At 38.9% G+C, this 26,566-nt stretch carries 29 protein-coding genes and 1 tRNA gene; 14 read left to right on the plus strand and 16 right to left on the minus strand.

Annotation, left to right across the window (positions count from 1 at the left end; translation table 11 throughout):
* Positions 1-156 precede the first annotated feature (156 nt).
* Positions 157-837, minus strand: a complete 681-nt coding sequence (locus QWZ01_RS07245) for an esterase family protein (protein ID WP_290322631.1) — start codon at positions 835-837, stop codon at positions 157-159.
* 83 nt (positions 838-920) lie between these two features.
* Complete coding sequence (locus QWZ01_RS07250) at positions 921-1,532, minus strand: GDSL-type esterase/lipase family protein (RefSeq protein WP_290322632.1); 612 nt, start codon at positions 1,530-1,532, stop codon at positions 921-923.
* Between the two features lie 151 nt (positions 1,533-1,683).
* On the opposite strand from QWZ01_RS07250, the gene QWZ01_RS07255 reads away from it, so the two are divergent.
* Positions 1,684-2,808, plus strand: coding sequence for a metallophosphoesterase family protein (locus QWZ01_RS07255; protein ID WP_290322633.1), 1,125 nt, complete (start codon positions 1,684-1,686; stop codon positions 2,806-2,808).
* A gap of 28 nt (positions 2,809-2,836) precedes the next feature.
* Here QWZ01_RS07255 and QWZ01_RS07260 read toward each other — a convergent pair whose 3' ends face one another.
* Positions 2,837-3,928 (minus strand): phosphatidylinositol-specific phospholipase C1-like protein, encoded by a 1,092-nt coding sequence (locus QWZ01_RS07260; protein ID WP_290322634.1) that lies wholly within the window; start codon positions 3,926-3,928, stop codon positions 2,837-2,839.
* A 361-nt stretch (positions 3,929-4,289) separates the two neighbouring features.
* Between QWZ01_RS07260 and QWZ01_RS07265 the strand changes: the two genes are divergently transcribed.
* Positions 4,290-5,162, plus strand: a complete 873-nt coding sequence (locus QWZ01_RS07265) for a nucleoside phosphorylase (protein ID WP_290322635.1) — start codon at positions 4,290-4,292, stop codon at positions 5,160-5,162.
* Positions 5,163-5,183: 21 nt separating this feature from the next.
* On the opposite strand, the gene QWZ01_RS07270 is transcribed toward QWZ01_RS07265, so the two are convergent.
* Positions 5,184-5,813, minus strand: a complete 630-nt coding sequence (locus QWZ01_RS07270) for an HAD family hydrolase (protein WP_290322636.1) — start codon at positions 5,811-5,813, stop codon at positions 5,184-5,186.
* 64 nt (positions 5,814-5,877) lie between these two features.
* Here QWZ01_RS07270 and QWZ01_RS07275 point away from each other — a divergent pair.
* Positions 5,878-5,954 (plus strand) — tRNA-Ile (locus tag QWZ01_RS07275).
* Between the two features lie 720 nt (positions 5,955-6,674).
* Here the strand turns inward: QWZ01_RS07275 and QWZ01_RS07280 are convergent.
* Entirely contained in the window at positions 6,675-8,606 is a 1,932-nt protein-coding gene (locus tag QWZ01_RS07280) for a PAS domain-containing sensor histidine kinase (protein WP_290322637.1), read from the minus strand.
* A 213-nt stretch (positions 8,607-8,819) separates the two neighbouring features.
* Here QWZ01_RS07280 and QWZ01_RS07285 point away from each other — a divergent pair, with 213 nt between their 5' ends.
* The gene (locus QWZ01_RS07285) at positions 8,820-9,989 is read left to right on the plus strand and encodes a GAF domain-containing sensor histidine kinase (protein ID WP_290322638.1); all 1,170 of its coding nucleotides are present in this window, start codon (positions 8,820-8,822) and stop codon (positions 9,987-9,989) included.
* Positions 9,990-10,138: 149 nt separating this feature from the next.
* Here QWZ01_RS07285 and QWZ01_RS07290 read toward each other — a convergent pair whose 3' ends face one another.
* From QWZ01_RS07290 to QWZ01_RS07300, 3 genes are read right to left on the minus strand one after another with little or no spacing between them, the layout of a single operon-like run.
* Positions 10,139-10,540, minus strand: a complete 402-nt coding sequence (locus tag QWZ01_RS07290; RefSeq protein WP_290322639.1) for a DUF5655 domain-containing protein — start codon at positions 10,538-10,540, stop codon at positions 10,139-10,141.
* Positions 10,541-10,549: 9 nt separating this feature from the next.
* Positions 10,550-11,053, minus strand: coding sequence for a 2'-5' RNA ligase family protein (locus QWZ01_RS07295; protein WP_290322640.1), 504 nt, complete (start codon positions 11,051-11,053; stop codon positions 10,550-10,552).
* Positions 11,035-11,172 carry a DUF2256 domain-containing protein gene (locus QWZ01_RS07300; protein ID WP_290322641.1) on the minus strand — a complete coding sequence of 46 codons (138 nt, stop codon included), beginning with the start codon at positions 11,170-11,172 and terminating at the stop codon, positions 11,035-11,037. Before QWZ01_RS07300 ends, QWZ01_RS07295 begins: the two co-directional genes overlap by 19 nt.
* Before the next feature lie 230 nt (positions 11,173-11,402).
* Here QWZ01_RS07300 and QWZ01_RS07305 point away from each other — a divergent pair, with 230 nt between their 5' ends.
* Positions 11,403-11,786, plus strand: coding sequence for a TraR/DksA family transcriptional regulator (locus tag QWZ01_RS07305; RefSeq protein WP_290322642.1), 384 nt, complete (start codon positions 11,403-11,405; stop codon positions 11,784-11,786).
* Positions 11,786-12,529, plus strand: coding sequence for a DUF72 domain-containing protein (locus tag QWZ01_RS07310; protein WP_290322643.1), 744 nt, complete (start codon positions 11,786-11,788; stop codon positions 12,527-12,529). Before QWZ01_RS07305 ends, QWZ01_RS07310 begins: the two co-directional genes overlap by 1 nt.
* Before the next feature lie 134 nt (positions 12,530-12,663).
* On the opposite strand, the gene QWZ01_RS07315 is transcribed toward QWZ01_RS07310, so the two are convergent.
* Positions 12,664-12,933, minus strand: coding sequence for a hypothetical protein (locus QWZ01_RS07315; protein WP_290322644.1), 270 nt, complete (start codon positions 12,931-12,933; stop codon positions 12,664-12,666).
* A 774-nt stretch (positions 12,934-13,707) separates the two neighbouring features.
* Here QWZ01_RS07315 and QWZ01_RS07320 point away from each other — a divergent pair.
* From QWZ01_RS07320 to QWZ01_RS07340, 5 genes are all read left to right on the plus strand, one after another.
* Positions 13,708-14,406: a ferritin-like domain-containing protein gene (locus QWZ01_RS07320; protein ID WP_290322645.1), complete on the plus strand. Its 699-nt coding sequence runs from the start codon at positions 13,708-13,710 to the stop codon at positions 14,404-14,406.
* Positions 14,407-14,417: 11 nt separating this feature from the next.
* Entirely contained in the window at positions 14,418-15,284 is an 867-nt protein-coding gene (locus QWZ01_RS07325) for a ferritin-like domain-containing protein (protein ID WP_290322646.1), read from the plus strand.
* Positions 15,285-15,398: 114 nt separating this feature from the next.
* A complete protein-coding gene (locus QWZ01_RS07330; protein ID WP_290322647.1) occupies positions 15,399-16,409 on the plus strand; it encodes a histidine phosphatase family protein in 1,011 nt (336 codons plus the stop codon).
* 26 nt (positions 16,410-16,435) lie between these two features.
* The gene (locus QWZ01_RS07335) at positions 16,436-17,296 is read left to right on the plus strand and encodes an ATP-grasp fold amidoligase family protein (protein WP_290322648.1); all 861 of its coding nucleotides are present in this window, start codon (positions 16,436-16,438) and stop codon (positions 17,294-17,296) included.
* A 702-nt stretch (positions 17,297-17,998) separates the two neighbouring features.
* Positions 17,999-18,454: a ferritin-like domain-containing protein gene (locus QWZ01_RS07340; protein ID WP_290322649.1), complete on the plus strand. Its 456-nt coding sequence runs from the start codon at positions 17,999-18,001 to the stop codon at positions 18,452-18,454.
* 146 nt (positions 18,455-18,600) lie between these two features.
* Here the strand turns inward: QWZ01_RS07340 and QWZ01_RS07345 are convergent, their stop codons facing one another.
* Positions 18,601-18,906 carry a hypothetical protein gene (locus QWZ01_RS07345; protein ID WP_290322650.1) on the minus strand — a complete coding sequence of 102 codons (306 nt, stop codon included), beginning with the start codon at positions 18,904-18,906 and terminating at the stop codon, positions 18,601-18,603.
* A 606-nt stretch (positions 18,907-19,512) separates the two neighbouring features.
* Here QWZ01_RS07345 and QWZ01_RS07350 point away from each other — a divergent pair.
* Entirely contained in the window at positions 19,513-19,683 is a 171-nt protein-coding gene (locus QWZ01_RS07350; protein ID WP_290322651.1) for a DUF3606 domain-containing protein, read from the plus strand.
* A 171-nt stretch (positions 19,684-19,854) separates the two neighbouring features.
* Here the strand turns inward: QWZ01_RS07350 and QWZ01_RS07355 are convergent, their stop codons facing one another.
* The 4 genes from QWZ01_RS07355 to QWZ01_RS07370 all read right to left on the minus strand — a co-directional run bounded on the left by QWZ01_RS07355 (position 19,855) and on the right by QWZ01_RS07370 (position 21,471).
* Complete coding sequence (locus QWZ01_RS07355) at positions 19,855-20,025, minus strand: hypothetical protein (RefSeq protein WP_290322652.1); 171 nt, start codon at positions 20,023-20,025, stop codon at positions 19,855-19,857.
* Between the two features lie 208 nt (positions 20,026-20,233).
* Positions 20,234-20,626 carry a DoxX family protein gene (locus tag QWZ01_RS07360; protein WP_290322653.1) on the minus strand — a complete coding sequence of 131 codons (393 nt, stop codon included), beginning with the start codon at positions 20,624-20,626 and terminating at the stop codon, positions 20,234-20,236.
* Positions 20,627-20,632: 6 nt separating this feature from the next.
* Positions 20,633-21,298, minus strand: coding sequence for a flavodoxin family protein (locus QWZ01_RS07365; RefSeq protein WP_290322654.1), 666 nt, complete (start codon positions 21,296-21,298; stop codon positions 20,633-20,635).
* Positions 21,295-21,471, minus strand: a complete 177-nt coding sequence (locus tag QWZ01_RS07370; RefSeq protein ID WP_290322655.1) for a hypothetical protein — start codon at positions 21,469-21,471, stop codon at positions 21,295-21,297. The genes QWZ01_RS07365 and QWZ01_RS07370 overlap by 4 nt, the downstream gene beginning before the upstream one ends.
* Positions 21,472-21,980: 509 nt before the next feature.
* Here QWZ01_RS07370 and QWZ01_RS07375 point away from each other — a divergent pair.
* Positions 21,981-22,250 carry a hypothetical protein gene (locus QWZ01_RS07375; RefSeq protein WP_290322656.1) on the plus strand — a complete coding sequence of 90 codons (270 nt, stop codon included), beginning with the start codon at positions 21,981-21,983 and terminating at the stop codon, positions 22,248-22,250.
* Positions 22,251-22,261: 11 nt separating this feature from the next.
* On the opposite strand, the gene QWZ01_RS07380 is transcribed toward QWZ01_RS07375, so the two are convergent.
* Complete coding sequence (locus QWZ01_RS07380) at positions 22,262-22,729, minus strand: hypothetical protein (RefSeq protein ID WP_290322657.1); 468 nt, start codon at positions 22,727-22,729, stop codon at positions 22,262-22,264.
* A gap of 291 nt (positions 22,730-23,020) precedes the next feature.
* Between QWZ01_RS07380 and QWZ01_RS07385 the strand changes: the two genes are divergently transcribed.
* On the plus strand, positions 23,021-24,718 hold the full coding sequence (locus tag QWZ01_RS07385) for a PAS domain-containing protein (protein WP_290322658.1): 1,698 nt from the start codon (positions 23,021-23,023) through the stop codon (positions 24,716-24,718).
* 386 nt (positions 24,719-25,104) lie between these two features.
* Here QWZ01_RS07385 and QWZ01_RS07390 read toward each other — a convergent pair whose 3' ends face one another.
* A complete protein-coding gene (locus QWZ01_RS07390) occupies positions 25,105-26,427 on the minus strand; it encodes an amidohydrolase (protein WP_290322659.1) in 1,323 nt (440 codons plus the stop codon).
* Between the last annotated feature and the right edge of the window lie 139 nt (positions 26,428-26,566).

The raw sequence follows: 26,566 nt of genomic DNA on the forward strand, positions 1-26,566 counted from the left end.
GGCATTTTTACCTGTTTAAATTAATTGAAATAGTTCTCAATAAGCAAAAATGTAAAATTATTACTACATATGGTATTCTTATGCAGTATTAGATGCCCAATGTTTAAAACCAGAAGTTGATTAAATACCTATAATGTAGGAAGTGAATTATATAGATCAGAGATAATTTACTACCATTAACCTCCAAGCCCGGGCCTGATGCGCCTCTTTATCCCAAATATATACCGATGAATTTATTCCTTTTAAGGTCAGGGAGCTGGCTAAAGCCTGATTGTTTTCAAATAACACATCTTCTTGCCCGATTGCTAAAACAATATCGATTTTTCTTATAGCAAGCAATTTATCTTCATCTTCCAGATTTGGAATATACTGTAAAGGCATATTAAAATATATATTCTCATCCCAATAGCCTTCCAATAAATCTTCATAGTGCCCTATTTTAATTGCAAGATCATAACGGCCGCTCATACCAACTACTTTGTTAAATTCGGCAGGGTGCCGTAAGGCTATATTTACGGCATGATAAGCTCCTAAACTGCAACCGGCAACTATTTTAAATGAACCTGGGTTTTTCTTGTTTATGAATGGGATAACCTCATTTAAAATATACTGCTCATACTGAATATGGCGCTGAATTTTTACCGATGGGTGGAAGCCTGTGCTGTAAAAGCTTTCGCAATCAACACTGTCAACACAGTAAACCTGAATATATCCTTTTTCTATTTTATCACGCAGGGCCTCAATTACTCTCCAGTTCTCATAATCATAAAAGCGCCCCATTCTGGCAGGAAAAAATAAAACAGAAGCACCAGCATAACCAAATATCAACATCTCCATGTTTTTTTGAAGAATCGGGCTATACCACCGAATGTACTCTCTATTCATACTATGCTATGCAATATGAGGCTATTTTATGATGTTTATATTAATTCTGCGTGAAAGTTTTCCGAAAGTTTAGCATATATAACCTGTTTCCAAAGCGCATACCCTTTTGTACTTAAATGAAGTCCGTCTGATTGAAAATAATCTTTATCAGGATATCCATCTTTGTTAAGCATTTTGCTAAATATATTAATGAACTTCCAGTTATTGTCCCATTTTATAATTTCATTTTCGATGATATTATTAGTGTATTTAAGCGAATTGATCAGATCCCATCGGGCGATGCTTGGCTTAATAGAAACGTAATAACATGGGATAGCACCATAACGCGCGGCGATCAATTGGGCTAAACGTTCAAAAAATATAAATATTTCTTCCGGATGTCTTCCATCGCCTAAATCATTATCACCAGCATAAATTACAATTGATTTGGCATCATAAGGGGCAATTATTCGATTAAAAAACCAGCAGCAGGCAGCAAGGGTTGATCCACCAAAGCCAAGATTAACTGGTTTAAAGAGTTTAAAATCTTCATATAACGTATTCCACAACCTAATTGATGAGCTGCCATAAAACAACGTTGACGGCTGATCAATCGATTTTAATCTTTCTTTTTCAAGTCCTTTAACCTCTTCTTCGTACCAATACATACACTATTTATAATAATTGCTAAATGTAAAAAATTACGGTAAACTTATCTACCCGAATTATATAGAGTTGTGTCACTAACGTTTAAGAATTAAGTCTGTGTAATATTATTTAATCAAAACTTAATACCTGTTTGGTATTTTAGCGGCAAATATGATAACGTTAAACTCCGTACAGTTAAAACCAGTTTTTAAGCTTGGCCAGCCTGATGATTCTTATAAATTCCAACCTTTACCCGCTCCTTCAGGTAAATATCCCTATCACCTGTATATTGAAAAAATACTTCCTGATGTTGGCAATCAAAAAATAAGCTTTCATACACTTGGTGATACAGGCAGCGTGCGAGACCCTGATACCATAGGCATAGTGGTTAATGAAATGATTAAACATTACAACTGTGATAGTGCAGACCAACCACAGTTTTTATACCACCTTGGCGATGTTGTTTATAACCACGGCGAAGCTGAGCGCTATGAACAACAGTTTTTCGTTCCATATAAATCATATCCCGCTCCTATTTTCGCCATCGCCGGCAATCACGACAGTGACATCAATCCTGCAAATCCAACTCCTTACAAAAGTCTTGATGCTTTTAGTAAAGTTTTCTGTGATACCGTTTTGCGCCCTGTTAATCTGGGTGGCGGTACGGATAAAATGAGTATGATCCAGCCTAACATTTACTGGACACTAAAAACTCCATTATTCAATATGATAGGCCTGCATAGTAACGTTCCTAAATTTGGAATTATTACTCCAGAACAACGGGCCTGGTTTGTTGAAGAATTAAAAACAAACAACAACGAGCGCCCGGAAAAAGCCTTAATTGTTTGCCTCCACCACTCGCCATATTCTGCAGATATTAATCATGGCTCAAGTTTACCAATGATTGAATTTCTGGAGGGAGCTTTTAAGGAAACAGGCATTATTCCTGATCTTGTATTAAGCGGCCACGTTCATAATTATCAGCGTTTTAATAAAGATTATGACAATAAAAGTTTAACTTATGTAGTCGCCGGCGCCGGTGGTTTCGATGAGCTTCACGCCGTGGTTCAACCAAATGACGAGCATTTTACTGATGATGATCAACTATTTAACGACGTTAAACTCATGAAATATTGTGACAACAAACATGGATTTTTAAATATCTCGGTAGAAAAAAACGCCAATGGTTTAATCATCACCGGCAGCTATTACTCAATAACCAAAAAACAACAAACCGATCATATTGACGTTTCAACAACTTTATACGATCAGTTTGTTATTCATATTAATGCATAATTCTTATTAAGAAAAGAAATATCTCCTTTTAATTTCCTGTTGCGTTGTTTACTCCATTACTATTGTTAACCGGATTTAAACGGAAATACTTATTTCCTGTTTCAAAATTTACTACATAGTCTGATTTAAAATGGGTGCTTTTTAAATAATAATCAGTTGTAATAATTTGGGCACCAGAGTTACAAGCGGCTACAAAATCAGATTTATCATTGGCTCGTGCTTGTTCGGTGTCTGAATCGGCACGTGTTCTGATAATATACCCCTTTTTAACCAGATCTTTTATTTCAGGTGTTTTAGGGTTGTTTAAGATCATCATAGCTGCTTCTGGTGTACCAGGGTCCGAATTAGTAAATAATACTCTTCCTTTTAACGAAGGATGTCCTTGAATATAAAGAGTTCTGTCTTCCTTTGTATTATCCATAATAAATACAAACTTGCCACGGGCCTTTTTCAGAGTTGGCCAGTTACCATGCAACACGGCGCTTTCCAGTGTAAGATATTTCCCTCTGACCATATCAGGAGTTATCAGACTGGCGCCTAAGCCTTGGCGAATATCCTGATCCAATTCATCAAGAGTTTGTTCAGTGAATTTTTCAGGAACAGTGAGTTTAGGATCTTTTGATTTACCATCTTTAGGCTCCAAAGTAATAAAAATGGGGTTATGATCAGGGTGTGCATCTGACCATGTTTTTAATTGTTTTAACCCATCTTTAAAAGTTAAGCAATGACTGCGAAAATCCAGATCAACTATATGAAACACCTTAAAACCTGGTTGTTTCATTTCACCATTAGGATCAAATGGAGGTTGATCTTTTACCCAATCCAAACCTTTAGGGTGTGCATATTTACCTCCTTTTGAATCAGCATAAACGTCAATTTCCAAGTTCAACAATCCCATATTAAGCTGATCTGTTAAAGCAATATGTTCGTAATCAATTTTCTCTGCAGCTTCGGGGTTCTGCATTTGGAAAGCTTTAAATAAAGCCGGTTCTATAGCTTCTTTATAACTATTGTGTGAACCTATTACCTGTATTTTATTTATAGGCAGGTCATCATAATTCTCCGTCCATTTATATACAGACAAGATCAGTACTAAAAATATACTTAAAAGGATTTTCATATTTATGGTGTTATGTGGAATATCTAAACTAAAGTTAAAAAACAATGTTCTGCACGTTGGTTGAATGCGTTATTACAATAAACAGAGTTAATAACAAACTGTTCAGCGCAAAAATGGACACAACCTTTACTGCCGTTTGATGCCTATCAGAAATCGATTCAAAATTGAATCTACTATGTTTAATTTACATTAATTAAATATTAAAAGTAAGAATCCTAAGTAACTTTTCGGTTGCATAATAATTGACTTCTGAATTACCAAAAATTAAATATTAAGATAAGTATATAACTTTTGCTAATTTCAATAGGTCATCATCCCAATAAGATTAAGCTTATATTTATATTATTAAATTATAAATCACTTGGAAAGAATTTCAGAAACCGATCTTATATTAAATAATGATGGAAGTATCTATCATTTAAATTTATTGCCCGAAGACATTAGTGATACAATTATACTTGTTGGCGATCCTGACAGAGTTCCCCAGGTTAGTAAATTTTTTGATCGTATCGAAATAAAAAAGGGAAAGCGAGAATTTATTACCCATACAGGTTATATCGAAAATAAAAGACTTACAGTTATCTCTACAGGTATTGGTACGGATAATATTGATATTGTATTAAATGAATTGGATGCGTTAGTGAATATAGATTTGGAAACAAGGCTTCCTCAACCCAAGCTTCGTAGTATTGACATTATCAGAATTGGTACTTCAGGCGCTTTGCAACCTGAAATACCGATTGATAGTTTACTTATTTCCTCAGCAGCATTCGGTTTAGATGCACTCATGCACTATTACAAACATTCAAATTCAGATAATGAACATAAACTTTTAGAGGAATTTTGCTCAATAATACCTACCGACTATCAAATTAAACCATATTTGGCCACAGCCAGTACAAAACTACTTGACCGGTTTGATGGCATGACCAATTCAGGTTTAACATTAACTGCGCCTGGCTTTTATTCACCTCAGGGCCGGCAAGTAAGGGCTGTATCAAACACACCTGATCTGCTTTCCGTCTTTATGAAGTTTAAAAGCTCACAAGAAAAAGTGTTGACCAATTTGGAAATGGAAACAGCAGGTATATACGGACTGGCCTCTGTCCTTGGTCATCATGCGTTATCGTTTAATGTTATATTAGCCAACCGGTCAACAAATAAATTCAGCACCAACCCAAGCGTAGTGATGGATCACTTTATTAAGGCAATCTTAATTAAAATTTGTTCCTGAAACAGCATTAATCTATTAAACCTAAAAATTTTCCCTTTTTATAAATTGTTGTAAAGTATCGGGAGCTGTCATTAAAAAAGTTTGTATTCCTAATTTCTGTGCGGCGGCTAAGTGTTGCGGACTGTCATCAATAAATAAGGTTTCTGCTGGGTCAAGATTATTCTCATTTAAAACCTGTTCAAATATTGCGGGTTCAGGTTTACGTTTACCTGTTAAGTGCGAGTAGTATGTTTTTTCAAAAAGATGATCATTCCCATCAAAGCCAAATTCAGATTTCAGGTAAGCCATAATATGATCATAGTGTATAGCGTTGATATTGCTCAGCAAAAAGGTGCGGTATTTACCCTTCAAATTTAACAACAATTCATTGTTACCATCTTCAATTCCGAGCAGCATACTGTTCCAGGCAGCATTAATTTGATCATTTGTTAAAGCTGGATTGCCCGTTTTTTGCCTTATATAGGCTCTAAATTCATCTGCGGTTACCTCTCCCCGATCAAATTTATCAAAAATTTCATCTTGTTGCTTGTGGCCAAAAAACTCAGCCGAATTATTGATACCCAACTCATTCCATGATTGTTGGGTCTTTAAAAAGTCTAAACTAAATATGACGTTACCGTAGTCAAAGATGATATTTTTAATGTTTTTCATAAAAGCGTTTTGTAAATTGAAGGCAAATATGTAAAATTGCACCCGTTAAACAAACAAAATATCTGCGCCTATAGCTCAGTTGGTTAGAGTAGAAGACTCATAATCTTTTGGTCCCTGGTTCGAGCCCAGGTGGGCGCACCAACAGCCTTTCAATGGCAACAAAAGCCTGTAAATTAATAAATTTACAGGCTTTTATATTTTCAGCCAAATCAAATCACATCAAACTTTCTTAAGGTTTACGATACATATTACGTAACCTGTTTTCAATTTTCATATCCCAGGTATTGAAAAGTTACTTAATTAATTACATGTCAGTTAATTATAAATCTCAAAAGGGTATAAAAAAGGTCTTTTTTACACCCTTTTGATACCTAAAAATAAGGGTTTCATTACCTAATTGAAACAAATTTTATTAAAAAGAAGGAGGAAGTGAACGATGAAAATCGTAAACACCTCTACAATATAGACAAAAGGATAAATACATTGCTTATAGCAATTATTTGAAATGTCCTCGTCCCCGTTAGCGTCCGGTTGTGTCGCTAATGAGATTACATTACCAGGCACGATTCACTAAGCTCCAAGTGGCAACATGCCTGTAACCCCCCTAATACTTGCAAGCCGTTGGCAATTTCAGATAGCTCCAACTGGCTGACAAAAATCGGTCTCGCTTTCGGAACGACTGTAGAAACACCTGATTTTTTTGATTAGAATATCCAGCATTGGTTTAAAATTCAATTAAAAATACAGATCATAATGCAGTTCTCCAAATACGGGAGGGTTGATGCTTTCTTCTCAAATTTGAATAAATTCAGTCTTTAAATGGTCAATAGATTCATGAAAAAGTCCCCATCACCTGGTTATTTAACCCACTGGTATTTTAAACCAAAAAGTACTCCCCTCCCCTAATATGCTTTCTGCGCCTATAGTGCCCCCATGCCGCTCAATAATTTCGGCACAAATAAACAGGCCAAGACCCAGTCCGGAGTATTTTTTACCACTATGATCAGCCCGCCAGTAGCGATCAAACAAATGTGGAAGTTGATTAGCTGGAATTCCAGGTCCACGATCTATGACTGCGATCCCGACCTTGTTCTCGTTTTTTTCAAACCGCAGAAGAATTATGTTGGATTTCGGCGCGTATTTAACCGCGTTATTGATAAAATTGATTACTACTTGTTCAATCCGGTGCTCATCCGCCACCATCGTTAATTCCGGATCGCCTTCGATTACGATTTGATATTTATTTTCGGCCAAAAGTGCAGTACTGGAATTTTGTAACATTTGTTTCACATTAAATGAATTGAGTTCCAATTCCAATTTGCTTTGACTAAAGCGATTGATATTGAGCAGGTCATCAACCAATATCGTGATCTTTTCTATGCCTTTATTCGCAGAATCAATCAATTTCGGAATTACAGGATTCGCCGGGGTTTCTTTGAGTCGCTTTAATAGTTGCAGATTAGCTTTAAGCGCGGTAATAGGCGTTTTTAATTCGTGGCTGGCTACACTCAGAAAATCATCTTTTTGCTGTTCAACGGTTTTTTGCTGGGTAATCACCCGTGAAACGCCAACGATCCTGTCAGCAACGCCATTCTCATAACGGGGAATACCGTGAGCACTGATCCAGTGTCGTGAGCCGTTAGGCCATTCGATCTCATATTCCGCTTCATAAATGGTATGGTTTTTAACCGCTGTGTCTACTTTTCGCTTGATTTCGTCCCGGTATTCCGGTAACATAGCCTCAAATAATTGCGGGTAGGTAAGCTCTTCATCCCCGGATCGCCCAAAATTCTTTTTAAACTGTTCATTGGAAATCATTTGCCCGGTAGAAAACACTGCCTCGGCCATGCCCAGGGAACTGGCTTCCATAGCCATATTTAAGCGCATATTTGCTTCAGCCAGGTTATGCGTCGCAGCCAGTAACTCCTTTCGACTTTTTTCCAATTGCTGCCGATTGGTCACCTCATCGGTTATATTGATAACGGTAACAAGGATAGATTCAATGGCGCCGTCCCGCTCAATAATTGGATCATAAGAAAAGCGTGCATAATGCTTCTTTAACACGCCATCAACTGTCCCAAGTATCACTTCAGTTTCAGGTAAGGTAAAGCGACAGCCACTTTGCATAACGCCGCGCATACGACCGGGGTTGGGTTGGCCTTCCAGTTCCGGGAAAATTTCTACCAAACCACGACCGATTACCTGGTTAAGGGTACGCCGCCAAACTTCCAGCATGGGCTGGTTGGCCACTTCAACGATCAGGTCATGCCCTCTCAAAATAGTCATGGCTATTGGTGTATTCATCACCATCGCTTCTAAGCGGTGAGCGGCTGTTTCGGCTGCATCAGTTCGCTCCTTCACGCGCCACTCTAACTCTTCCTTTAATTGATATAATGATTGCCGGCTTTGATTCAGCTCTTCATTGGTAGCGATCAGCTCTTCATTTGCGGCAGCTAATTCTTCATTCAAAGATTGTTCCTGCTCCAACTTTTGGATAGCTACTTTTCCTAAAACACTATCAGTTACTTCAGTGGTGGTATGCAATAGGCAATAGATCTGACCTTCCGCATTTCGTAAGGCTCGGTACTCGTAGTCATAATATCGGGTCTGAAGCTTTCCTTCCAGTTGAAGTTCGGCTGGTATGCCCTTTCCTATTACAGTGACACCAGAATGAATTACCGAACGCAGCTCATCCAAAAACCGTTGTCCGGCCAACTCCGGAATAGCTGTTTCCAGGGGTAAGCCTATGACCGAACGATCTCTGCCCCAAAAGCCCAGCATCGTGTCTGACACCGCTTCAATGATCAAAGTTTCGGTAGTATAAACAGCTATTGCAGTCGGTGAAGCTGAAAATATACTAAGTAAGTCGTTGCTGGTCAGCAGCGTATTTTTATTCATCTGGAAAAACAACAGTACTGACGAAGGTAAGTATTTTTCGTAAAGAATTTAATTAGAACGCAAGCTTCGCAAATGTTCGTTCGAATAATTGTAGCTTAGCGTTTATAAATGGATACAATCAGAGGTGCAAATTTTATTCCTGAAAATGATGCTGAACGGGTAGCAGCACTCGAACGTTACCAGATCATCGGCTCGCAGCGGGAAACGGCATTTGATAGTATATGCCGTCTTGCCTGCGAATTATTTTCCGTACCATTCAGCCATATTTCTTTCCTGGACGCTGACACTGAATACATCAAAGCTGAAGTCGGACTACAAGGTATTGAACGGGTTGGCCGAGCAGAGGGCTTCTGTGCGTTAGCCATTCTGCAACCAGAGGTCATGCTGATTGAAGATGCGAGCAGACACGCTGTTTTAGCAAGCCATCCTTATGTGACCGGAAACCTCATGATACGGTTTTACGCCGCTGCACCGGTAATTACACCAGATGGATTTATTATTGGCACGTTATGTCTTATAGATCAAACGCCACGCGGGCTGAGCGACAAAGAACAGGAATTGTTACAACACCTGGCCCGAGTTGTAATGGAGCAAACAGAGCTACGTAATGACAATATCAACCTCCTGCAACAACGTGATCAATTTATTGAAGTAGCCAGTCATGAGATGCGTACCCCGCTGACTGCGCTGAAAGCCGCAGCACAGATCTTAGATAAAAAACATCCGGAAGACTCCATCCTTGTTGCACATGTAAACAGAAGTGTTCAAAAACTTTCAAATATGGTTAACGACATGTTTGATGCTATCCGCCTGAAAGAAAAAACGTTCAACCTAAACCGCACTTCTTTTTCTTTGTCTACACTAATCGTCAATTGCCTGGATCATATCCGGTTGGTCAGTAAAATAGAATTACAAATTGAAGGCGAAAGCAATTTTAAAATCATTGCGGATGAAGTCAAGATCGAGCGCGTTATAATTAATCTCGTCCAAAATGCGATTAAATATGCGCCAGGATCAACGATTACCATTCATACTCAAAAACTACCAGGATTTGCGAAAATAAATGTGACAGATCGCGGTCCAGGCATTGAGCCGCAAAAATTGCCACACATTTTTCGCCGTTATTACCGTTCCGATCCAAGCGGTATTCAGACCGGATTAGGCCTGGGCTTGTATATTTCAGCAGAGATAGTAAAGCAGCATGGTGGCGATATTGGTGTAGACTCCCAACCGGGAATCGGCAGTACTTTTTGGTTTACCCTACCTGTTAGCTTTTAAAAGAAAACCAACATAGGGTGCCGTCATTAATGATGTTAAAGACTCAAAATATTTTTCAAATTATCAAGGTTGGATTCATGCCTTTTTCTAATATTTCTACAATTAATCATGACACAACATTCAACAGCTATTTCATTTTTGGTAGCACTTCACTTCAAATCATAAGATTCCCGGATATATACAAATAAACCCGGGCGGATATCATCGACCGATGCTATCCGGATATGATTCTCAAATTGCTTACCGGAAGGGATACTTTTGATCACCGGTTTTTCTGCATGCGCCACTGCGGAATAAAACTTGAGGTCAAGTTCTTTTTTCATTGGCCGGATAATCAGGAAACCCACCCGGCGTGTAAATACGATACAATTTGGTGTAACACCGATTAAAACTTTTGGCCAGTCAGCCACTTCCGCCAGTATTTTATCAAAGGTCAGCAGCAGTTCCGGTGACCGGCCCTTAAATAAACTGTCCAGATCTACCCGTGCGCAATAATGACGATAATCTTTCCAGGGTAATTCGCGGTCACAATTCGGGCAGGTCCAACTCATCGTTATTATTTATTTTGCAAAATCATAGCCAAAACTATGCCGCCAGGGGCCGCCGTGGTATTCCCACAAGTCCAGGCCTGTAGCTTGCACTGTAAATGACTCAAATGTTCCTGTCAATTCTTCAAGCAAGATCCTTGACGCTTCCGGTGTTACCTTGTTTTGTATCGTAATATGCGGCTGAAAACGTTGGCGATCCTGTGGTATCAATACATCCTGAAAATGCCGGCTCATCTCTAAATGAAGCGTCTGTAGTTCCACAGATTCAATACGATAGGCAACTCCGGCACCTAAATAGCGCAAACCGCTTACGCTCATATCAAAAATACCGAATTTAAATGCCGACAGATATTGACGAGTTGCCAACGTATCTGGCAACTGGTGGAACAAAGTGAGGTGTGCCTTTAAAAAATTCCGCTCAGGCGGAAAATGAGTCAGCCTCAAAGCATTAAAAAATGCCTGACTTACTGTATCCAGTCTCGAAGTCAATATTAAAGTCATTTGTTCCTGCTGCATCTCTCCGAGCAATATTTAACTTCTTCCCATACCTTTTCCCATTTCTTTCGCCAGGTAAATGGCTTACCACAAGTGGCGCAGATTTTTTGCGGCAGGTTTTGCTTTTTAATCCCTTGCATATTTCCAGTTTTTTTTCATCGCAGCATACTCCTCAATAACCTCAGTTTCTTTCCGGCGACCGTAAATAGCATACAGCCTACTGAACACAATTGTTGCTTTCTTATAAATTTAAAAAACACACGTTGAATTTAAAACCACCAGAAGTATCATTGAAAATAACAGAAGAGATTATTCCCTATTTATTTGAGAACGAATAAAACAGCACGGTTGTTTTGCTGTTTAACCCATCATGCAAAACGATATCATAAAAACAAAATACAACGACGGCGAACTAAAGGAATTCAGAACACTGATTGAACAAAAGATCAGCATAGCCCGCGAAGAATTAAACGAGCTGGCAGGTACCCTCAGCGCATCTAACACTAATGGTGATGAAGCGTTAATTGCGGGTAAAACGCTGGAGGATGGGTCGGCTACTTACGAAAAAGAACAAACCAATCAATTAGCGGCCAGGCAAAAGAAATTCATAGAACAACTGGAGGCTGCGTTGATCCGAATTCAGAATAAGACTTATGGTGTTTGCCGTAGCACGGGCAAACTTATTCCGGCAGAGCGATTGCGTGCCGTACCGCATACAACCATGAGCATGGAAGCCAAATTAAAACAGGCTTAATGAAAACAGATGATTTTTTTGGAGGTATGAGTGGCCTGGTGATCTCAATTCCGAAAAGGGATTTTCCGAAAGAATTTTCAGGGCTTTCACGCCTGGGGTTTTATGGGTTTCAGGAGAACAGCATCGAGATTAACAGCTCTTTTTATAAACTCCCAAAACGTTCAACCATTCAGCGCTGGGTTTCTGAAGTTCCGGAAAATTTTCGCTTTACATTTAAATTATGGAAAGAGATCACCCATCAAAAGAATCTCCTGTTCAATGCTGAGCACCTGCGCAACTTTATGCAGGTCATTGACCTGCCTACCTCCGGCAGAGGCTGCTTACTCGTGCAATTTCCACCCGCTTTACAAGTGAGCGCTTTACCTCAATTAACTGAATTAATAAAATTACTCGCCGACTATGGCTGGCGTATCGCAGTAGAATTTCGTCACGCTTCCTGGTATGCTGATCCGGTGTATGATTTGTTGAGCTGCAATAAAATTGCCATGGTAATCCAGGATATGCCCAAATCTGCAACACCATTGGAAATTACGGCCGAAGATCTGATGTATCTCCGTTTTCATGGCCCGGCTGGCAATTATAGGGGTAGTTACGATGACGATTTTCTTGCAGAATACGCAACAATTATTCGCGAGTGGCAGGATGAGGGGAAAACTGTGTATTGTTATTTTAATAATACTTCAGGTGCCGCATTACAAAACCTTCATTTCTTAAAGCGTTGCCTGATTGATATAAGAATATAATTTCCGACAGCACACCATCCAGATCAAAATTCAATTCAACTACAATTATATCTAAGTAAAATAATCCTTAATTATACAATCAACTAACGCTTTGGAGATATAAAATATAAAATACTATATAAGTCGGCAAATTTTTAATTAAGATTGGATTTATGGGCTTCTATAAACTGGATTAGTTTTTTGCAGAAAACCAATTTTCTATATTTTTCTACTTTACTTCTCATAATGATCTCAAACTCCAGCCTGTCTCTGATGTCAACGAGTTTCATTGAATACAGAAGAAAGTCCTTAGGTGTTTTGAATTTCAAAATAAAATATCCGTCAGATTCAACTTCTTTAGGGAGAGGTAACTCATAGGTGGCAATATCATCCTGATAGTGTTTGGCCAATTTGATTGTAATCATTTCCGTTAGATTATTAATTCAATTTGGGGGCGTATATTAAATACTACAAATCACAACTCATTTAGTTTCAATTAAGCACAATCAACTTTTAAACCCGAAATAAATAATGATCTGCAAATAACCAAAACACGGTTGCCGGTTGAAGGGAAATATGAAAAACTGCTGGCCTCAACTCCCAGTTTGCTATATTAATGTATCCAGAGTTGTGAAAGAAATGAAGGTAACGGATGGTATGACCATCAAAGTTCCCATCATGGAGGAGATTATATTACTAAAACACTTTCGGAAAAAAGATAAATTCCAATCAGTGACCTATACTCTTCTAATAATACTCCACTGTATCTTAATTATATCCATCAAATTAAAAAATACAGTACATCAAATGCACCCTTCACTCACTAAACATTTCGATTGTTTGCTTTATAATAATTATATTAAAACCATAAGCTTAAAATTTTCGTAGTTTGAAAAAGATAGGCTATCACACCAGCTTCAATTAAAGATATACCAAGTAATCAACTCTCACTCTAAATATGGCCTCTGATTAACAATAATCAGGGCCTTCCTTTTACTTATTCATTAAAATTACCCGAATCATTCTGAATCAGAACCGCAGTGTTCAAAACAGCAACTATATTCTTGTAAGTTGTTGATATATAGCAATTTAGAGTAAGGTTGTTACAAAATTGATGTTGTTTTCAGCAATAACTAACCCTACATTGTATCATCCTTTCCTGGTCACTCCTTAACTAATATTTAACCAATTATTTAATTATGAAAACTGAAACTACAAGAGATTCAGGGGGTGCACCATTGCATCGCCGGACATTTTTACAGTATGCCGGTGCAGGAGCAGCAGCGGCAGGATTGTTCGCTGCTGGCTGCCGGAAGGAAAGCGCTGCGGTTAACACCACCCAAACAGCTAATGGTATCGATATTGGCATGGGCGATCCAGCCATATTAAATTACGCCTATGCGCTGGAACAGTTAGAGGCGGCATTTTACATTGAGGTGGTTAAAACCCCTTACGCCGGGATCACCGATCACGAAGCGCTTTTATTCACCGAAATTTGCGAACATGAGGTTATTCACAGGGAATTTTTCAAGGCTGCCTTAGGTGCCGGTGCCATTCCTGACCTTACACCCGATTTCAGCAAGATCGATTTCACTAACCGCACCTCTGTGCTTACTTATGCCAAGGCATTTGAAGATACAGGTGTGGCGGCCTACGATGGCGTGGGTTATCTTATTCAAAACCCAGATTATTTAACCATTGCCGGCAAGATCGTATCTGTTGAGGCCAGGCACGCGGCTTACATCAGGAACCTGATTCAGCTGGGTGATTATGCCGGTGCCGATGTTATTGATATGAATGGTCTGAACAATACGAAAACAATAGCCGAGGTACTGGCCATTGCTAATAGTTTCCTGAAGACCAAAGTGAGTGCGTCCCATTACAATTATGTAGCTTAAAAATCATCGCCATGAATTTATTTAACATTATAGAGGAAATTGAAAAAATTGATCCTGAATTTACCGACCGTATCAACCCTCGCCGACAGGTCATTAAAAACATCACCAGCTTCGGCTCTAAAGTGGCTTTGGCTGCTATGCCTTTTGCATTAGGAACGATGTTTAAAAAAGCTTATGCTGCCGATCCGGCAGTGTCTGTAGTTGATGTATTGAACTATGCCCTTACCTTAGAGTACCTGGAATCATACTTTTATAACCAGGGCACGGCCGCCAAAGGATTAATTCCTGATCGTGATGCCAGCTACATCGCTGATGTAACCGACGATGAGAACAAACATGTTATCTTTTTGCAAACGGTTATCAAACAACTGGGCGGCACACCGGTAACTGCACCTAAATTTGATCTTACTGCCGGTAATGGTTCTGGAAAAGGGCCTTTTGCTGATGTGCTGACCAATTACAAAACCTTTTTGGCGGTGGCCCAGGCGTTTGAAGATACGGGAGTAAGGGCTTATAAAGGGCAGGCACCAAATCTATTGGGCAACCAGGTAGTGCTTACCGCTGCTTTGTCCATACATGCGGTAGAGGCCCGCCATGCATCAGCCATCCGCTATCTGCGCTGCCACAGAGGTTATGCCACTATTGATCCATGGATCAATAGTACCTCAACCAAAGGAAATGACACCGGCATCAGCCTGGTAGATGGTAATTATAAAGGAGAAAACAACGTCATGCAGGGCGGTGTGGATGTTACCAAGCTACCAGGCTCCAAACCGGGAGACACCATATCGGTCAAAAATGCTACCGCAGCTTTTGATGAACCGCTGAGTATGGCCGATGTACTTGCCTTACTGGTAGGATCTTTCATTGTACATTAATTTTTAGAGTTCGTTTGGCTTGTTTTTGTGAGGAAGTCGGTTTTGTGATGCCGGCTTCCTTTTTTCCAAAAAGCATAATTATGGGCATCTAATACCCTTTACTAAGTTCAGTAGATGATGAAAACTTTGAAAATCCTGTTTGTCGGCATAATATTGCTGGCCGGCTGTTCAAAAGAAAAGACCGGTAATACCTCCGTTCCTGTAAAAGAAAATGATGTTCCGAAAATCACCTCCCCGGAATATACCGATCAGCTTTTATTTGTAGATAAAAATAATTATCAGATATTAACCAGTGATTCTGCTACTTTTTCATCTTCGGATACTCACATCCAGATCACGTCATCGGGCCTGATTAAACGGTTGACCTCGGCCGAGATAGCACCCATTGACATTACCTGGAAGAACACCGCTAATCCGAAAACAACCATTTACGCGCTCGGCGCAACTGATATTAACCAGGATTTGCCTTACAAACATTATCAGGGAGCCCTGGCTACCAATGCTTTGGCTGCGTATCAACAGGGATGGAAAACGCTACAAACCTTTCCGGCTAAAGACGAAACCTATGCAATCGTACTCCGGCACGCGGATGCCAGCAACGGCGTTGACTTCTCCGTTAATCATTCCTACATGGGCCCGGCTAACTGGTGGAAATCCGCAGACTCAACCCTGGCCAGGCAGTTAAACAATCAGGGAATACAAAGGGCTACGATACTGGGCCAGGTTTTTAAAGACCTCGGTTACCCTATTAAGCGCGTAGTAACCAGTGAGTTTAACCGGTCAAGGGAAACGGCTAAGCTAATGAACACGAGTGCATTGCCGATTATAGATGGCCGGATAAACCACTTAAGCTATACAGTTTATCCATATGGTTTATACAAAGGCATGATAGCAATTATGCAAGAACAGCCAGTAGATAACCAGATCACGCTCATCATTGCACACCATCCTATCAATGAACTTCGGGCTGCCACGGGTTATCCCAGCTTCCCAGACGTTTCACCATTTAACTGGACCGGCGCCTATCTGATCAAAATATCCCCTGATAAATCAGTCACTTATTTAGGGGCGATATCCTGGGCCATGTTCAAATACTGGCGGGACATCAAGCTTCATCAACTTTAAATAAATATTAACACAACTACCTTGATATGCTATTGTTAAACACATTAATCAGCAAGATCAGTTTAGAAAGCGATTATGCCCGGCGCATCAAATACCGGCATGCCAAATTTTGGCAGGACCCTCAGGCTGAGCATATCAGGAATACTGCATTGTCGGCTCATGATCCTTTATGTGTATGGAGAGAGGGCGAAAACTGGCAAAGAAAACTAAGTAATAAATTCAATTCTCGTGAATTTGCCAAAATGCATGACTGTAAGGTACCTGCATTGTTTTGGCGGGGCAGGAATATCGCAACTATTGATTTTGATAGTCTGCCAGAGAATTATGTAATCAGGCCTACTATTGGGCATTCCTGTCAGTCTGTTTTCATCATGAAAAAAGGTATTAACCTGTTTGATCATAATAGATATTCACCGAAAGATTTAAGAGAGTTTTTAAGAAGGCGGCTGGCTGAAAATCACCGTCTTGAATTTTTAATTGAAGAGTTCCTGACCAATGAAGAAGGTGAGAAAGAAATTTTAAAAGATTATAAGATTTTTACCTTCCGGGGGCACATAGCGGCCATATTGATGATCGACAGATTAAGTCCTAAAACGGGTTTCCAAAGCTGCTATACTGAAAATTGGGAACCGATCGCGCCTTTGGTTGTCAGTTATCCGCAGGGAACCTTTGAAACTGCACCAGCATGCCTGGCCGAAATGATATCGGACGCCAAAAAGTTGAGCAGAACCTATGAAATATTTACGCGTATCGATTTTTATGCCACTGCGGGAGGAGCCGTGTTTGGCGAATTTTCACCAACCCCATTAATAGGTAATGGTTCAACACCTTTTGCCAGCAGGCTATTTAAGACATACTGGGATCGGTACTGTTATCAGATGATTTAAGATCAAATTATTACATTCTTTCGTAAAAACAAAGAGCTATACTCGATTCAGCTAACGATTCATAAAACAGTCCTCCTAATGTGAAGGTTGAAGATGGAGTCCTCTAAAGAAAAAACAGAACTGGTGATATCTTATTTGCGTTACACACGCAATGCAATGGGATATTCAGAGCAGCAGCTTGCGATGAACTCCGTTTAACAAAGAATGATTATACGAAGTTGGAATCAGGAGAAGCCCCTTTGACGGTTGAACAGTTTTTCCAGATTGCAGATGTCCTGGAATTTGACGCACATGATTTGCTTAATGCCGCATTATGGCACTACAATCTATCCACAACTTATAATTAATCAAATTTTATTTCAGCAATTTTTAATGTTTTCTTTAACTGTTTGCTGACGTTTTATTGACTAATCGGCTGTAATTATTTTGCAATTTCCTATAATTTTAAATTAATGGTGCAAAAATCTGAAATTACTAAACGATAAATCGGTTCAAAGTATATGGTGGAATAATTAAAGAATATGAAATCAAGATTATTGAGCTATCGTCCTTTTCAAATACTTTATTACAATAAATGTTAAATAAGGTCTTTAATAACAGACAGTGTATCAATATCTAAGCGCAACGCAAATTAAAACATAGGTAAAGAGCGGCCATGGCACGATATTGGTAAACCATTAAACCTATCAAAAGAAAAACATTATGGCAACTACAGAAAATGCAACAGGCGTAATTAATGACCTTATTGAAATTAACAATGACCGGGTAGCCGGTTTTGAAAAAGCAATCGCCGATATTAAAGACGAAAACATTGACCTGCGAGGACTCTTCCAGGGGTATGCTGAACAAAGCCGCAAAAATGGCCAGGAACTGGCAGCTTTGGTTGGAAATGCTGACGAAATAGAAACTGGCAACAGCGTAAGCGGCACTCTACATCGCGCATGGATTGATGTGAAATCATTATTTGGCGGTAGCGACCGTGCAAGTATTTTGTCTGAAGCCGAGCGTGGTGAAGATGCGATCAAGAAAGCCTATCAGGAAGCCTTAGCAGGTGGTGAACTTCCAGTAAACACATTGGAAACTATAAACAGCCAGGCGAGGGAAATTAATGAGGCTCATGACGAGATCAAAGCCTTACGCGATGCTGCCAAACAGTAATCGCATTTTACACTTACAAAAGCTGCCTGGTTTGGGCGGCTTTTTTTATGGTCAAGACAGCTGGATAAAGCATAAGTACATGAAAATAGCGAACTATTACATGGCTACCAGATCCATAGCGGATATGGTTTAAAAAATATTCTATCTTATGTCTCATTTACCAGATCGCGCCCGATTGAACGTAGCAGCATTTGTTTTACTTTGATATATTGTGTTCTCTTAATTGCTATCGGCATTCCTTGTGATTTAACAACAAGCATTTTCTTTTCAATAATTTGAATGGTTTTTATTGACCTTTGATAGCCAGGTTGATTGATATAAAATAACTGTTCAATAACCCCATCATATCGCGCCAAAATATTATTCAGCGCAATCACGCTACTCTTACCGAATTCCTGTAAATGGGTGATTTCGTGTTTTATTTCTGTTAACTCCTTTAAATATTCATCCATGATCTTATCATCAAATGTTTATTATCGTGTAATAAATTTGACCGGTTTACAGCTTAACGATAAAGGATGAGCGAATACTAAAGAGTTTCTTGAACGAGCTGCTATAATTTGCTATAATTAAAAAATACTGGTTAAGGGTAAATACAACCGGGGATTATAATACGTTTATATTATAAGTCTTTTATTCTTTAAAATGTTTGAGTTGGGATAATTTTCTGTAGTGATCATAAAAACCCGCCTATCGACAAATAAAAATTGATTAATTCTTTTCAACTACTACTTATCTTTTAGATCTGAAAAAAACATCAAACTTTTTTTCTCTTATCTCTTTAATAATAAAATATTTACCATGGAAAAAGAACTTCAGGAAGATATTTATCATGAATTTAAAACGGCGGTACACATGACTTTCTCCACACTGAAAAATTGGGGCCATGATTATTTCAATAAATCTTGATGAACTACCAAATTATTTAAACTTTGAATTTGAACACGTATATGAAATTTCAGAAAAAAACTAATACAATTATTGCTTCCATAATGGGCCATAAGCTCAAACTATCTGTTAGCCCCGTTGTTACTTAAGTAACCAATTATCAATAAATCATGGACGATAGAAGCAAGACGGGAAACACGGACAACTTCCTGATCAACACCAGTGAAAATTACGAAGTAGAATACTGGTCAAAAAAATTCGGTGTAACACCTGAAAGGTTAAAATCTGCGGTTAAAGCGGTTGGCAATTCCGTTAATGCCGTTAAGAATTACTTAAAATAATTACCGGTAAATAAGCGGAATGAACGCGGATACTTTTTATGCCGGCACGAGTGTGATGCAAACACCAATACCCAAGCGTGACTTCCCTCCCGTAGGTTAATATTTTACAGCTCCATTTTAACAGCATCGAGATAATAGTTCTTTTTAAAAGTTACCCATTCCTAAAACCATTCATAGGTGCGCTGATGAAGCTTTTGAATCTATTGGTTTTGGGATGTTATTTTCCATCGTCAGGTCCATCACCGCGTCAATCGGCGTATGGTTCTTAAGAGCCTGAGCAGCCGTCAGCGTTTCTATAGGTTTATCGCCATAGTTGGCAATCTTTTCAATCAGTGCCTGCACTTCCGGTTTAATATCCTACGCTTAGGTCGGGACAGCGCCATTAGGTTTGATTTTCGTCGAACCGCTGTCGATTTTTACAGAATCAGCTTTAGTTGAAGTACTGTCGGCAGAAGAACCGCCCGGCTTGCTTTGGCATGCGCCAAAAAGCAATAAGCCGCTGGCAGCCAATGGTAATAAGGTTTGTTTTTCATGGTAGGTAGTGATAGTGTTAATGATTCCTTTGTGTACTTTTTAGGGCCCAAATGATCAGGATGGGTTGAAAAGCGAGGCGCAGCAGCCTGCTGTTACCGCTATTGAGTCCAAACGCATCCCGATGATGTTTGTACTGCGCCATATTTCCCGGGAATACCGCTGTGAAAAAACCTGCGGCAACCTGCCCAACCGTTTCACGATGTTTTTTTGGAGCGATAATCAGTGCCGCACCAAGTGCAATCTCGGCCAAACCGGAATAAATTACGGTATCATCTTTTTTAAGCGGCACCCAATTGGGTACCTGTGCCTGAAATTCCTTGCGTGCAAAACTCAGATGGCCAACCCCGGCGAAGATCAGCGCACCGCCCAACAGGATGCGTGCGCCATTTTTAATAGTTTCTTTTTTCATAGCGTATTATGCTTCTTCCTGATCACTTTCAGCCTCTGCTTTTTTACCTTGCTCCAAAAGATTTGTGGTATATGGATTAGCAGCAAGCAGCTTAGCCATAAAAGCCATATTAGCCGTCATGTAACGCAGGCTTTTATTGGTATAGAGATAACGTTCACCGCCTACTTCTACATAATCCTTTTCACCGCCAGCCTTGCCAACCCAATAGGCGTTAACATTAGGCGGGATAGTGAAACCAACCTCCTGTAATGACCAAAGCACCTGCGCTGCGCAGCTATGCGCGCCATCCTCATTGCCTGTTACCAGGCACCCGCCAACTTTTCCATAAGGCATGTACTGCCCCGATTCAGGATCACTCAGGTCTTCATCCCTGAATATCGCGTCTAAACGCTCGATAACCTTTTGCGAGGTAGACGCCAGATGTCCCATCCAGATAGGCGTGGCAATAATAAAAATATGACAGGCTTTGATCTTTTCTAATACCTGAGGCCACTCGTCTCCCTCCCCTTCGTCGGAGCTGTTGCCTGTCAATATATTATAATCATTAAGCCTGATGATCTCTGTTTCAAATCCGAGTTCCTGTAATTGCCCGGCGGCTTTTTCTGCTAACGCACCTGTGTTAGAGAATTGAGGATTACGCTTTAGCGTACAGTTGATAAATAATGCTTTCATATGTATTCTTCTATAGATTCGTCTTTAAGGGATTGCATATCGATCACAAAGCGGTAACGAACCTTGTTATCCAGCATTTGATCGAAAGGCAGTTTCCGCTTTAAGGTTATAGGTTTCAAACTGCTGAAGAACGAGCCCGATGCCCTATTGCCCTTTGCTTTAATGTTTATCATGGTTATGTTTTGATATACAATCAGAACCAGCGGAAACAAGCTATGTTTCACTTAAATGATAATATTTTACTTTCTAATTAAAACTAAAAGGAGTACATAATTAAACATGTTCGGTATACAGGAATAATTTTCAATATTGAACACAGTATTTATTAGATAGGCATTATAAACAAACTAATAACTAAAAACAGATAAAATCTCCTAACGGTTGCATTGTGTAACATTCTTGTAGCAAAATTTCAAAATCATGGACAATATTTTACTTTTAAAATTAATTAGAAATTAAATAATATATTAAAACTCAATAATATATTTTAAAAAGTAATGATTGAATGACTGTTAAATAGTTGAAATTGAGAGAGTAAGTTGGGCCTCTATCAGTAAATGATAGGGGCTTTTTATTAAAAAAGGGTAAACTAAAATTATGATTGTTTTATTGATGGGGTTATTGGGAAGTTCTGTAGTAGGCTATTTTATTGCATGTATGACGAAGGAGGACGACTATTAAAATGAAAGATTATAGCCGGGAAGAAATAGAAGACAAATTGAACTGCCCCGGATTTTATGATGGGGTAGTCATGGTTAATAAATTATTTAGTTTTAAATCAGTTGAAGAGTTATTAAAACATTGGCGAATTGTAAAAGTATACCTTACCTGTTATGAAACCTCTATACTTACTGTAACACTGAATGGTGTACAGCTTGAAAAGGTTAAACCGTTTAAATCTGAAAAAGATATTGAATTGGCAAAGTTTATAATGGTAAGCTTATATGTTTAAATGGATGGCGTTTAAGCTATGGAAAAAGCCTCTTCCAACAATACTATCAATGATTCAAGTGGATTGATTTTATTTATCAGGTATTGCTGGTTGTTAAACTTTGGCAAATGAAGCAAGGATAGTTCGGCCATTCTGGAGTTTTCTTTCAGCAATGCATCAGCGATAGATACATAATCCAATAAAGATAAATATGGTGTTTTGTTGTTCAGGTCTAATATGATAGAAAAAGTATTTTCAAGAAAACCGATCATTGGAAGGCATTCTTCAAAAGAATTGTCTTCGCCCAGCGAAGTAAAGATACTCTCGTTTTGATCCAGATTTGCCTCTAACAACTTAATAGCAGTTTTTACAGCGTCGCTATGGGTGCTGAACAAGGGTAAGTCTTTCAGTTCATCAAGCCGTTCAACAAGATGCGAAGCAACGTAATAGTTCCGGTTAAGGAAATATAAAAAATCTTTCTTTCCGGCTTTTTCTTTCATTGAGATATTGTTACCCTAAGTAACTTAGGGAGTGGTCAAACGTAAGAAAAATAGTTATTTAAAGTTTAACTGAATTTCGTTCTGTATGATTTTTATGCATTAAACAAAACTAATGCCAAACTAAATGTACATATCCAACAATACTTTAAACTTTAGGTTTAAAACATAACAGATTGATTATTGTTCATTTTTAATATAAACATGATGTTGCTTAGCCTTTCTCCTGCAAGCCCACAGATCTGAATTGATCGCCAATTTGTTATTTTTAATATTGTTTCAGATGCAAACGCCATGAATACCGAAATAGACCCTCATCAACTCGAGATTATCAAAGCACTTACTTTGGCTGCAGCTGGTATCAAGAACGTTACACCGGCTGATTGCAGGTTACTGTCTTTTTTAATTATGACAAAAACTAAACTTGGTGTTAGCGAAACAACTCTCAAACGCCTTTATGGCTTTGCAATAAGCAAGTTTAACCCATCATATTACACTTTAAACACACTCGCTGTTTATTGCGAATTTGACGGCTGGGATTCATTCAGCAGAATACAGCCTAAGAGCCTCCCGGTTAGTGATATTTTGCCTGCTGATATATTTGATAACCCTTTGGTTTTAACATTGCTTGACACATCCATACCCACCGCGATACTGAAGGCTAATGCACCTGACTTTACCATAGTTACCTATAACACCGCCTATGAGGATGCAACTTTTATCAAAAAAAGAAATATAAGAGGATTGGCATTATGGGATGCATTTGACCCTGGAAAAGCCGGAGGTACCGGGCCTACTCTATTGCTGGAAGCAATTTATGAGGCTTTATCTTCAAAACAAACTGTTCAAATGCCGCCTTTGCATTATAATGTACCATCGGCAGTGCGAAATATTAATGAACTCAGCTGGTGGAACGTAAAGATTGTACCCGTTATATATGAAGGTTTTGTTAAATATTTATTGCTTAATACGTACAACATTACTCATAAGGTATTGCACCAGGATGCTATTGAGACAGCCATAATGATGGAGCTTACCATGGCCGAAGACTTGGCTACCACAAATGTGAAGCTCAATAAAGCCATTGAAAATCTGGCAGAAAATCATAATGAGCTTACAGATACTAAAAATAAATTGGAAGAGCTAAATGCTCATCTGGAGGAACGTGTTTTAGAAAGAACTAAAAGACTTTTTGAGAATGAATCCAAACAGCGCGAATTGATAAACAGCGCACCGGTGGCTATAGCTATTTTAAAAGGTGCTGAACATATTATCGAAATAGCAAACAAAAAGATCCTTGAGTATTGGGCAAAAGATAATAACGTTATAGGAAAAAGCCTTGCCGCAGCTTTACCCGAATTGGAAGGACAGCCTTTTATCGAAATTTTAGATAATGTCCGTGAAACAGGCATACCATATATTAATCCCGAATTACGTGCTTTCATTGTTTACGATGGCATTTTTCAGGCGAGGTATTATGACATGATCTATCAGCCTATACAGCATTCGCCGGGCATAACTGACAGCATCTATATTGTTGCCATAGATATCACCGAAAATGTTATAGCCAAAAAGAAACTGGAAGAGTCAGAATCTATGCTGCGCCTTGCCATTACAGCGGCTAAAATTGGAATATGGTCTTATCACCCTAAAACACAAGTGCTCATTCACAACTCTATATTTGCAAAAATATTAGGATGGGATAGCGAGGAAACGCTGACCTATGAACAAGCTATAGGCCAGGTAACAGAAGAATTTAGAGAAACGCTCAGAGATGTTGTTGAAAGCGCTATCGCCGATGGTGGCGATTATGATTTTACTTACCGACATAAAAAATTCAATGATGGCAGAATAATCTGGTTAAGAGGTACTGGTAAAATTACTACTGATGATGCCGGAGAACGCTGCTTTTCGGGCATTGTTAGAGACATCACCCACGAACTTGCAAATTTTATACATCAGGAAGATCGCTTTGATAAGTCACACAATTAAAATGCTATATTTAAGTGTTAAATTAATTGGAATACCTATTCGGTAACCAAAGTAAATTATTGTATTTAATTAATTAAAATACAATAATTTACAAAAACAAGTTCGAGCTCAGGTGGGCGCACAAAGTGGAAGCCTTCCACAACTAAAAAATTTTTAAATCTGAGATTTAAGTATTTTTTCATAAATACCTTTTCCTAACTTTTCAGGTTCAATTTCGTGTTACCCAAGCAATAATTCCGATTCATGAGGAAACTAAAATTAAAAAGCCGCCTAAAAGGTTGTAATCCTCTGGCAGCTTCACAGTTTTTTGATGGCTTATATTTTGTAAGCTCAAGGCTATATATCGTGCAAGTTATAAGTACTTGGCTTTAATTAAAGAGAGACAATCAGAACACCATATTTCCATTATGGATAAGCGATTTTATAGGCGACACCCTTGAAACAGCTTCTGCAGAGCAACTGGCATCAACCAGCACAAGGTTTGCCTCATCACCCGGGGCGGGCCATTGTCTTTTTCCCTTATCATCTAACGGAAGTATATTACCAGTTGCAAGCTTTAAAATTCTTGAAAGTTCAAATTCTGTTCGGTAACCATAAATTTGCGCGGCAATATTGGCTTTTTGCAGGATGCTTCCGGTTCCAAATGTACTCCAATGGTCAACAATACAATCGTTGCCTGCAATCACCTCTACTCCATATTTATATAATGCAGGGATAGGCATCGGATTACCCGAAATAGGAATAGTTGAGGCTATCCCTATTTTCGCTGCACCAAGTTTTTCCGCTATCTCTTCTGTTTTCTTCTGATCAAGATATCTCAGTGCAAAGCTGTGGCTTATATATGTTTTGCCCTTTAATACAGGGTTTTCATTTACTTTATCAATAAGGTATTCGATTGTTTTTAATCCTGATTCACCTGATTCGTGCAAGTGAATATCAATTCCCTTTCCATTGTCAAGAGCCAGTTGCACAACAAAATCCATTGGTTTCTCGATACTTCCGTCTATGGAGGTAGGATCTAACCCACCGATGAAGTCGACACCCATTTTGGCAGCTTCTTTCATCAACTCCTCAGATTTGGTATAATATATACCATGCTGTGGAAAAGCTACCAATTGGGCCTGAAAAGATGATTTCTTATTCGCCAGTGCGGTTTCCAGATGCTTCAATGAATTCAGGCCTGATGTAGGCTCAATATTAACGTGAGACCTGGCATAACTGGTTCCGTATGACTGCAGCAAGCCGATAAGTTTTTCCGTACGGGGTATTGAGGTTTTTAAAAGCTCCGGGATCACCTGTTGTTCAAAAGCGATCATATCCTTAACAGACTTATTTTTTTTAAGGTGCGCCTGCCATGGAAGACCATAATAGGTTTTATCCAGATGAATATGCATATCCCTGAACGCGGGTAACATCAACCATCCTTTGGCATCTATACCTTTGGCCAAGGAATTGTTCGGAAGTACATTTTTAATTCTTCCATCTGCTATTTCAATTGTAAAAAGCCCTGTTTCTGTTTCAATTACCTCATCCTGGTCATAAACAAACCCGGTTTCAAGTCTGACATTTTTTAGTATGAAGGTTTTTCCAGAAAAATGCTCTGATGTGTTTGGGGAAGCATCCACATAGCCTTGCGGAAGCATACAGGTTCCGAGTAAAACGGATGTGCTTTTAATAAAGTTTTTTCTGGTAATAGCTTGCGGAGTCATGATATCAGGATTTTATACATACAAAAATAGTTTGCACTAACACCTTTTTATCGTAACATCTATTCCAGAAATAGTATAATTTATAACAATTTACTTATTTACCAATTCTGGATGCATTTTTCTGCACAACTTTTAGTAT

It is taken from the genome of Mucilaginibacter aquaedulcis (assembly GCF_030409325.1).
In the GTDB taxonomy this organism is placed as follows: domain Bacteria; phylum Bacteroidota; class Bacteroidia; order Sphingobacteriales; family Sphingobacteriaceae; genus Mucilaginibacter; species Mucilaginibacter aquaedulcis.

Excerpts from the sequence above, each read along its gene's own strand:
- QWZ01_RS07245 (WP_290322631.1), bottom strand. The coding sequence starts at position 837 with ATGGAGATGTTGATATTTGGTTATGCTGGTGCTTCTGTTTTATTTTTT.
- QWZ01_RS07335 (WP_290322648.1), top strand. The coding sequence starts at position 16,436 with ATGCTATTGTTAAACACATTAATCAGCAAGATCAGTTTAGAAAGCGAT.
- QWZ01_RS07290 (WP_290322639.1), bottom strand. The coding sequence starts at position 10,540 with ATGAGTTGGACCTGCCCGAATTGTGACCGCGAATTACCCTGGAAAGAT.
- QWZ01_RS07330 (WP_290322647.1), top strand. The coding sequence starts at position 15,399 with ATGATGAAAACTTTGAAAATCCTGTTTGTCGGCATAATATTGCTGGCC.
- QWZ01_RS07260 (WP_290322634.1), bottom strand. The coding sequence starts at position 3,928 with ATGAAAATCCTTTTAAGTATATTTTTAGTACTGATCTTGTCTGTATAT.
- QWZ01_RS07305 (WP_290322642.1), top strand. The coding sequence starts at position 11,403 with ATGCAAAACGATATCATAAAAACAAAATACAACGACGGCGAACTAAAG.
- QWZ01_RS07380 (WP_290322657.1), bottom strand. The coding sequence starts at position 22,729 with ATGAAAGAAAAAGCCGGAAAGAAAGATTTTTTATATTTCCTTAACCGG.
- QWZ01_RS07270 (WP_290322636.1), bottom strand. The coding sequence starts at position 5,813 with ATGAAAAACATTAAAAATATCATCTTTGACTACGGTAACGTCATATTT.
- QWZ01_RS07340 (WP_290322649.1), top strand. The coding sequence starts at position 17,999 with ATGGCAACTACAGAAAATGCAACAGGCGTAATTAATGACCTTATTGAA.
- QWZ01_RS07285 (WP_290322638.1), top strand. The coding sequence starts at position 8,820 with ATGGATACAATCAGAGGTGCAAATTTTATTCCTGAAAATGATGCTGAA.
- QWZ01_RS07320 (WP_290322645.1), top strand. The coding sequence starts at position 13,708 with ATGAAAACTGAAACTACAAGAGATTCAGGGGGTGCACCATTGCATCGC.
- QWZ01_RS07350 (WP_290322651.1), top strand. The coding sequence starts at position 19,513 with ATGGACGATAGAAGCAAGACGGGAAACACGGACAACTTCCTGATCAAC.
- QWZ01_RS07390 (WP_290322659.1), bottom strand. The coding sequence starts at position 26,427 with ATGACTCCGCAAGCTATTACCAGAAAAAACTTTATTAAAAGCACATCC.
- QWZ01_RS07300 (WP_290322641.1), bottom strand. The coding sequence starts at position 11,172 with ATGCAAGGGATTAAAAAGCAAAACCTGCCGCAAAAAATCTGCGCCACT.
- QWZ01_RS07325 (WP_290322646.1), top strand. The coding sequence starts at position 14,418 with ATGAATTTATTTAACATTATAGAGGAAATTGAAAAAATTGATCCTGAA.
- QWZ01_RS07255 (WP_290322633.1), top strand. The coding sequence starts at position 1,684 with ATGATAACGTTAAACTCCGTACAGTTAAAACCAGTTTTTAAGCTTGGC.
- QWZ01_RS07365 (WP_290322654.1), bottom strand. The coding sequence starts at position 21,298 with ATGAAAGCATTATTTATCAACTGTACGCTAAAGCGTAATCCTCAATTC.
- QWZ01_RS07345 (WP_290322650.1), bottom strand. The coding sequence starts at position 18,906 with ATGGATGAATATTTAAAGGAGTTAACAGAAATAAAACACGAAATCACC.
- QWZ01_RS07370 (WP_290322655.1), bottom strand. The coding sequence starts at position 21,471 with ATGATAAACATTAAAGCAAAGGGCAATAGGGCATCGGGCTCGTTCTTC.
- QWZ01_RS07375 (WP_290322656.1), top strand. The coding sequence starts at position 21,981 with ATGAAAGATTATAGCCGGGAAGAAATAGAAGACAAATTGAACTGCCCC.
- QWZ01_RS07360 (WP_290322653.1), bottom strand. The coding sequence starts at position 20,626 with ATGAAAAAAGAAACTATTAAAAATGGCGCACGCATCCTGTTGGGCGGT.
- QWZ01_RS07385 (WP_290322658.1), top strand. The coding sequence starts at position 23,021 with ATGAATACCGAAATAGACCCTCATCAACTCGAGATTATCAAAGCACTT.
- QWZ01_RS07295 (WP_290322640.1), bottom strand. The coding sequence starts at position 11,053 with ATGCAGCAGGAACAAATGACTTTAATATTGACTTCGAGACTGGATACA.
- QWZ01_RS07250 (WP_290322632.1), bottom strand. The coding sequence starts at position 1,532 with ATGTATTGGTACGAAGAAGAGGTTAAAGGACTTGAAAAAGAAAGATTA.
- QWZ01_RS07315 (WP_290322644.1), bottom strand. The coding sequence starts at position 12,933 with ATGATTACAATCAAATTGGCCAAACACTATCAGGATGATATTGCCACC.
- QWZ01_RS07310 (WP_290322643.1), top strand. The coding sequence starts at position 11,786 with ATGAAAACAGATGATTTTTTTGGAGGTATGAGTGGCCTGGTGATCTCA.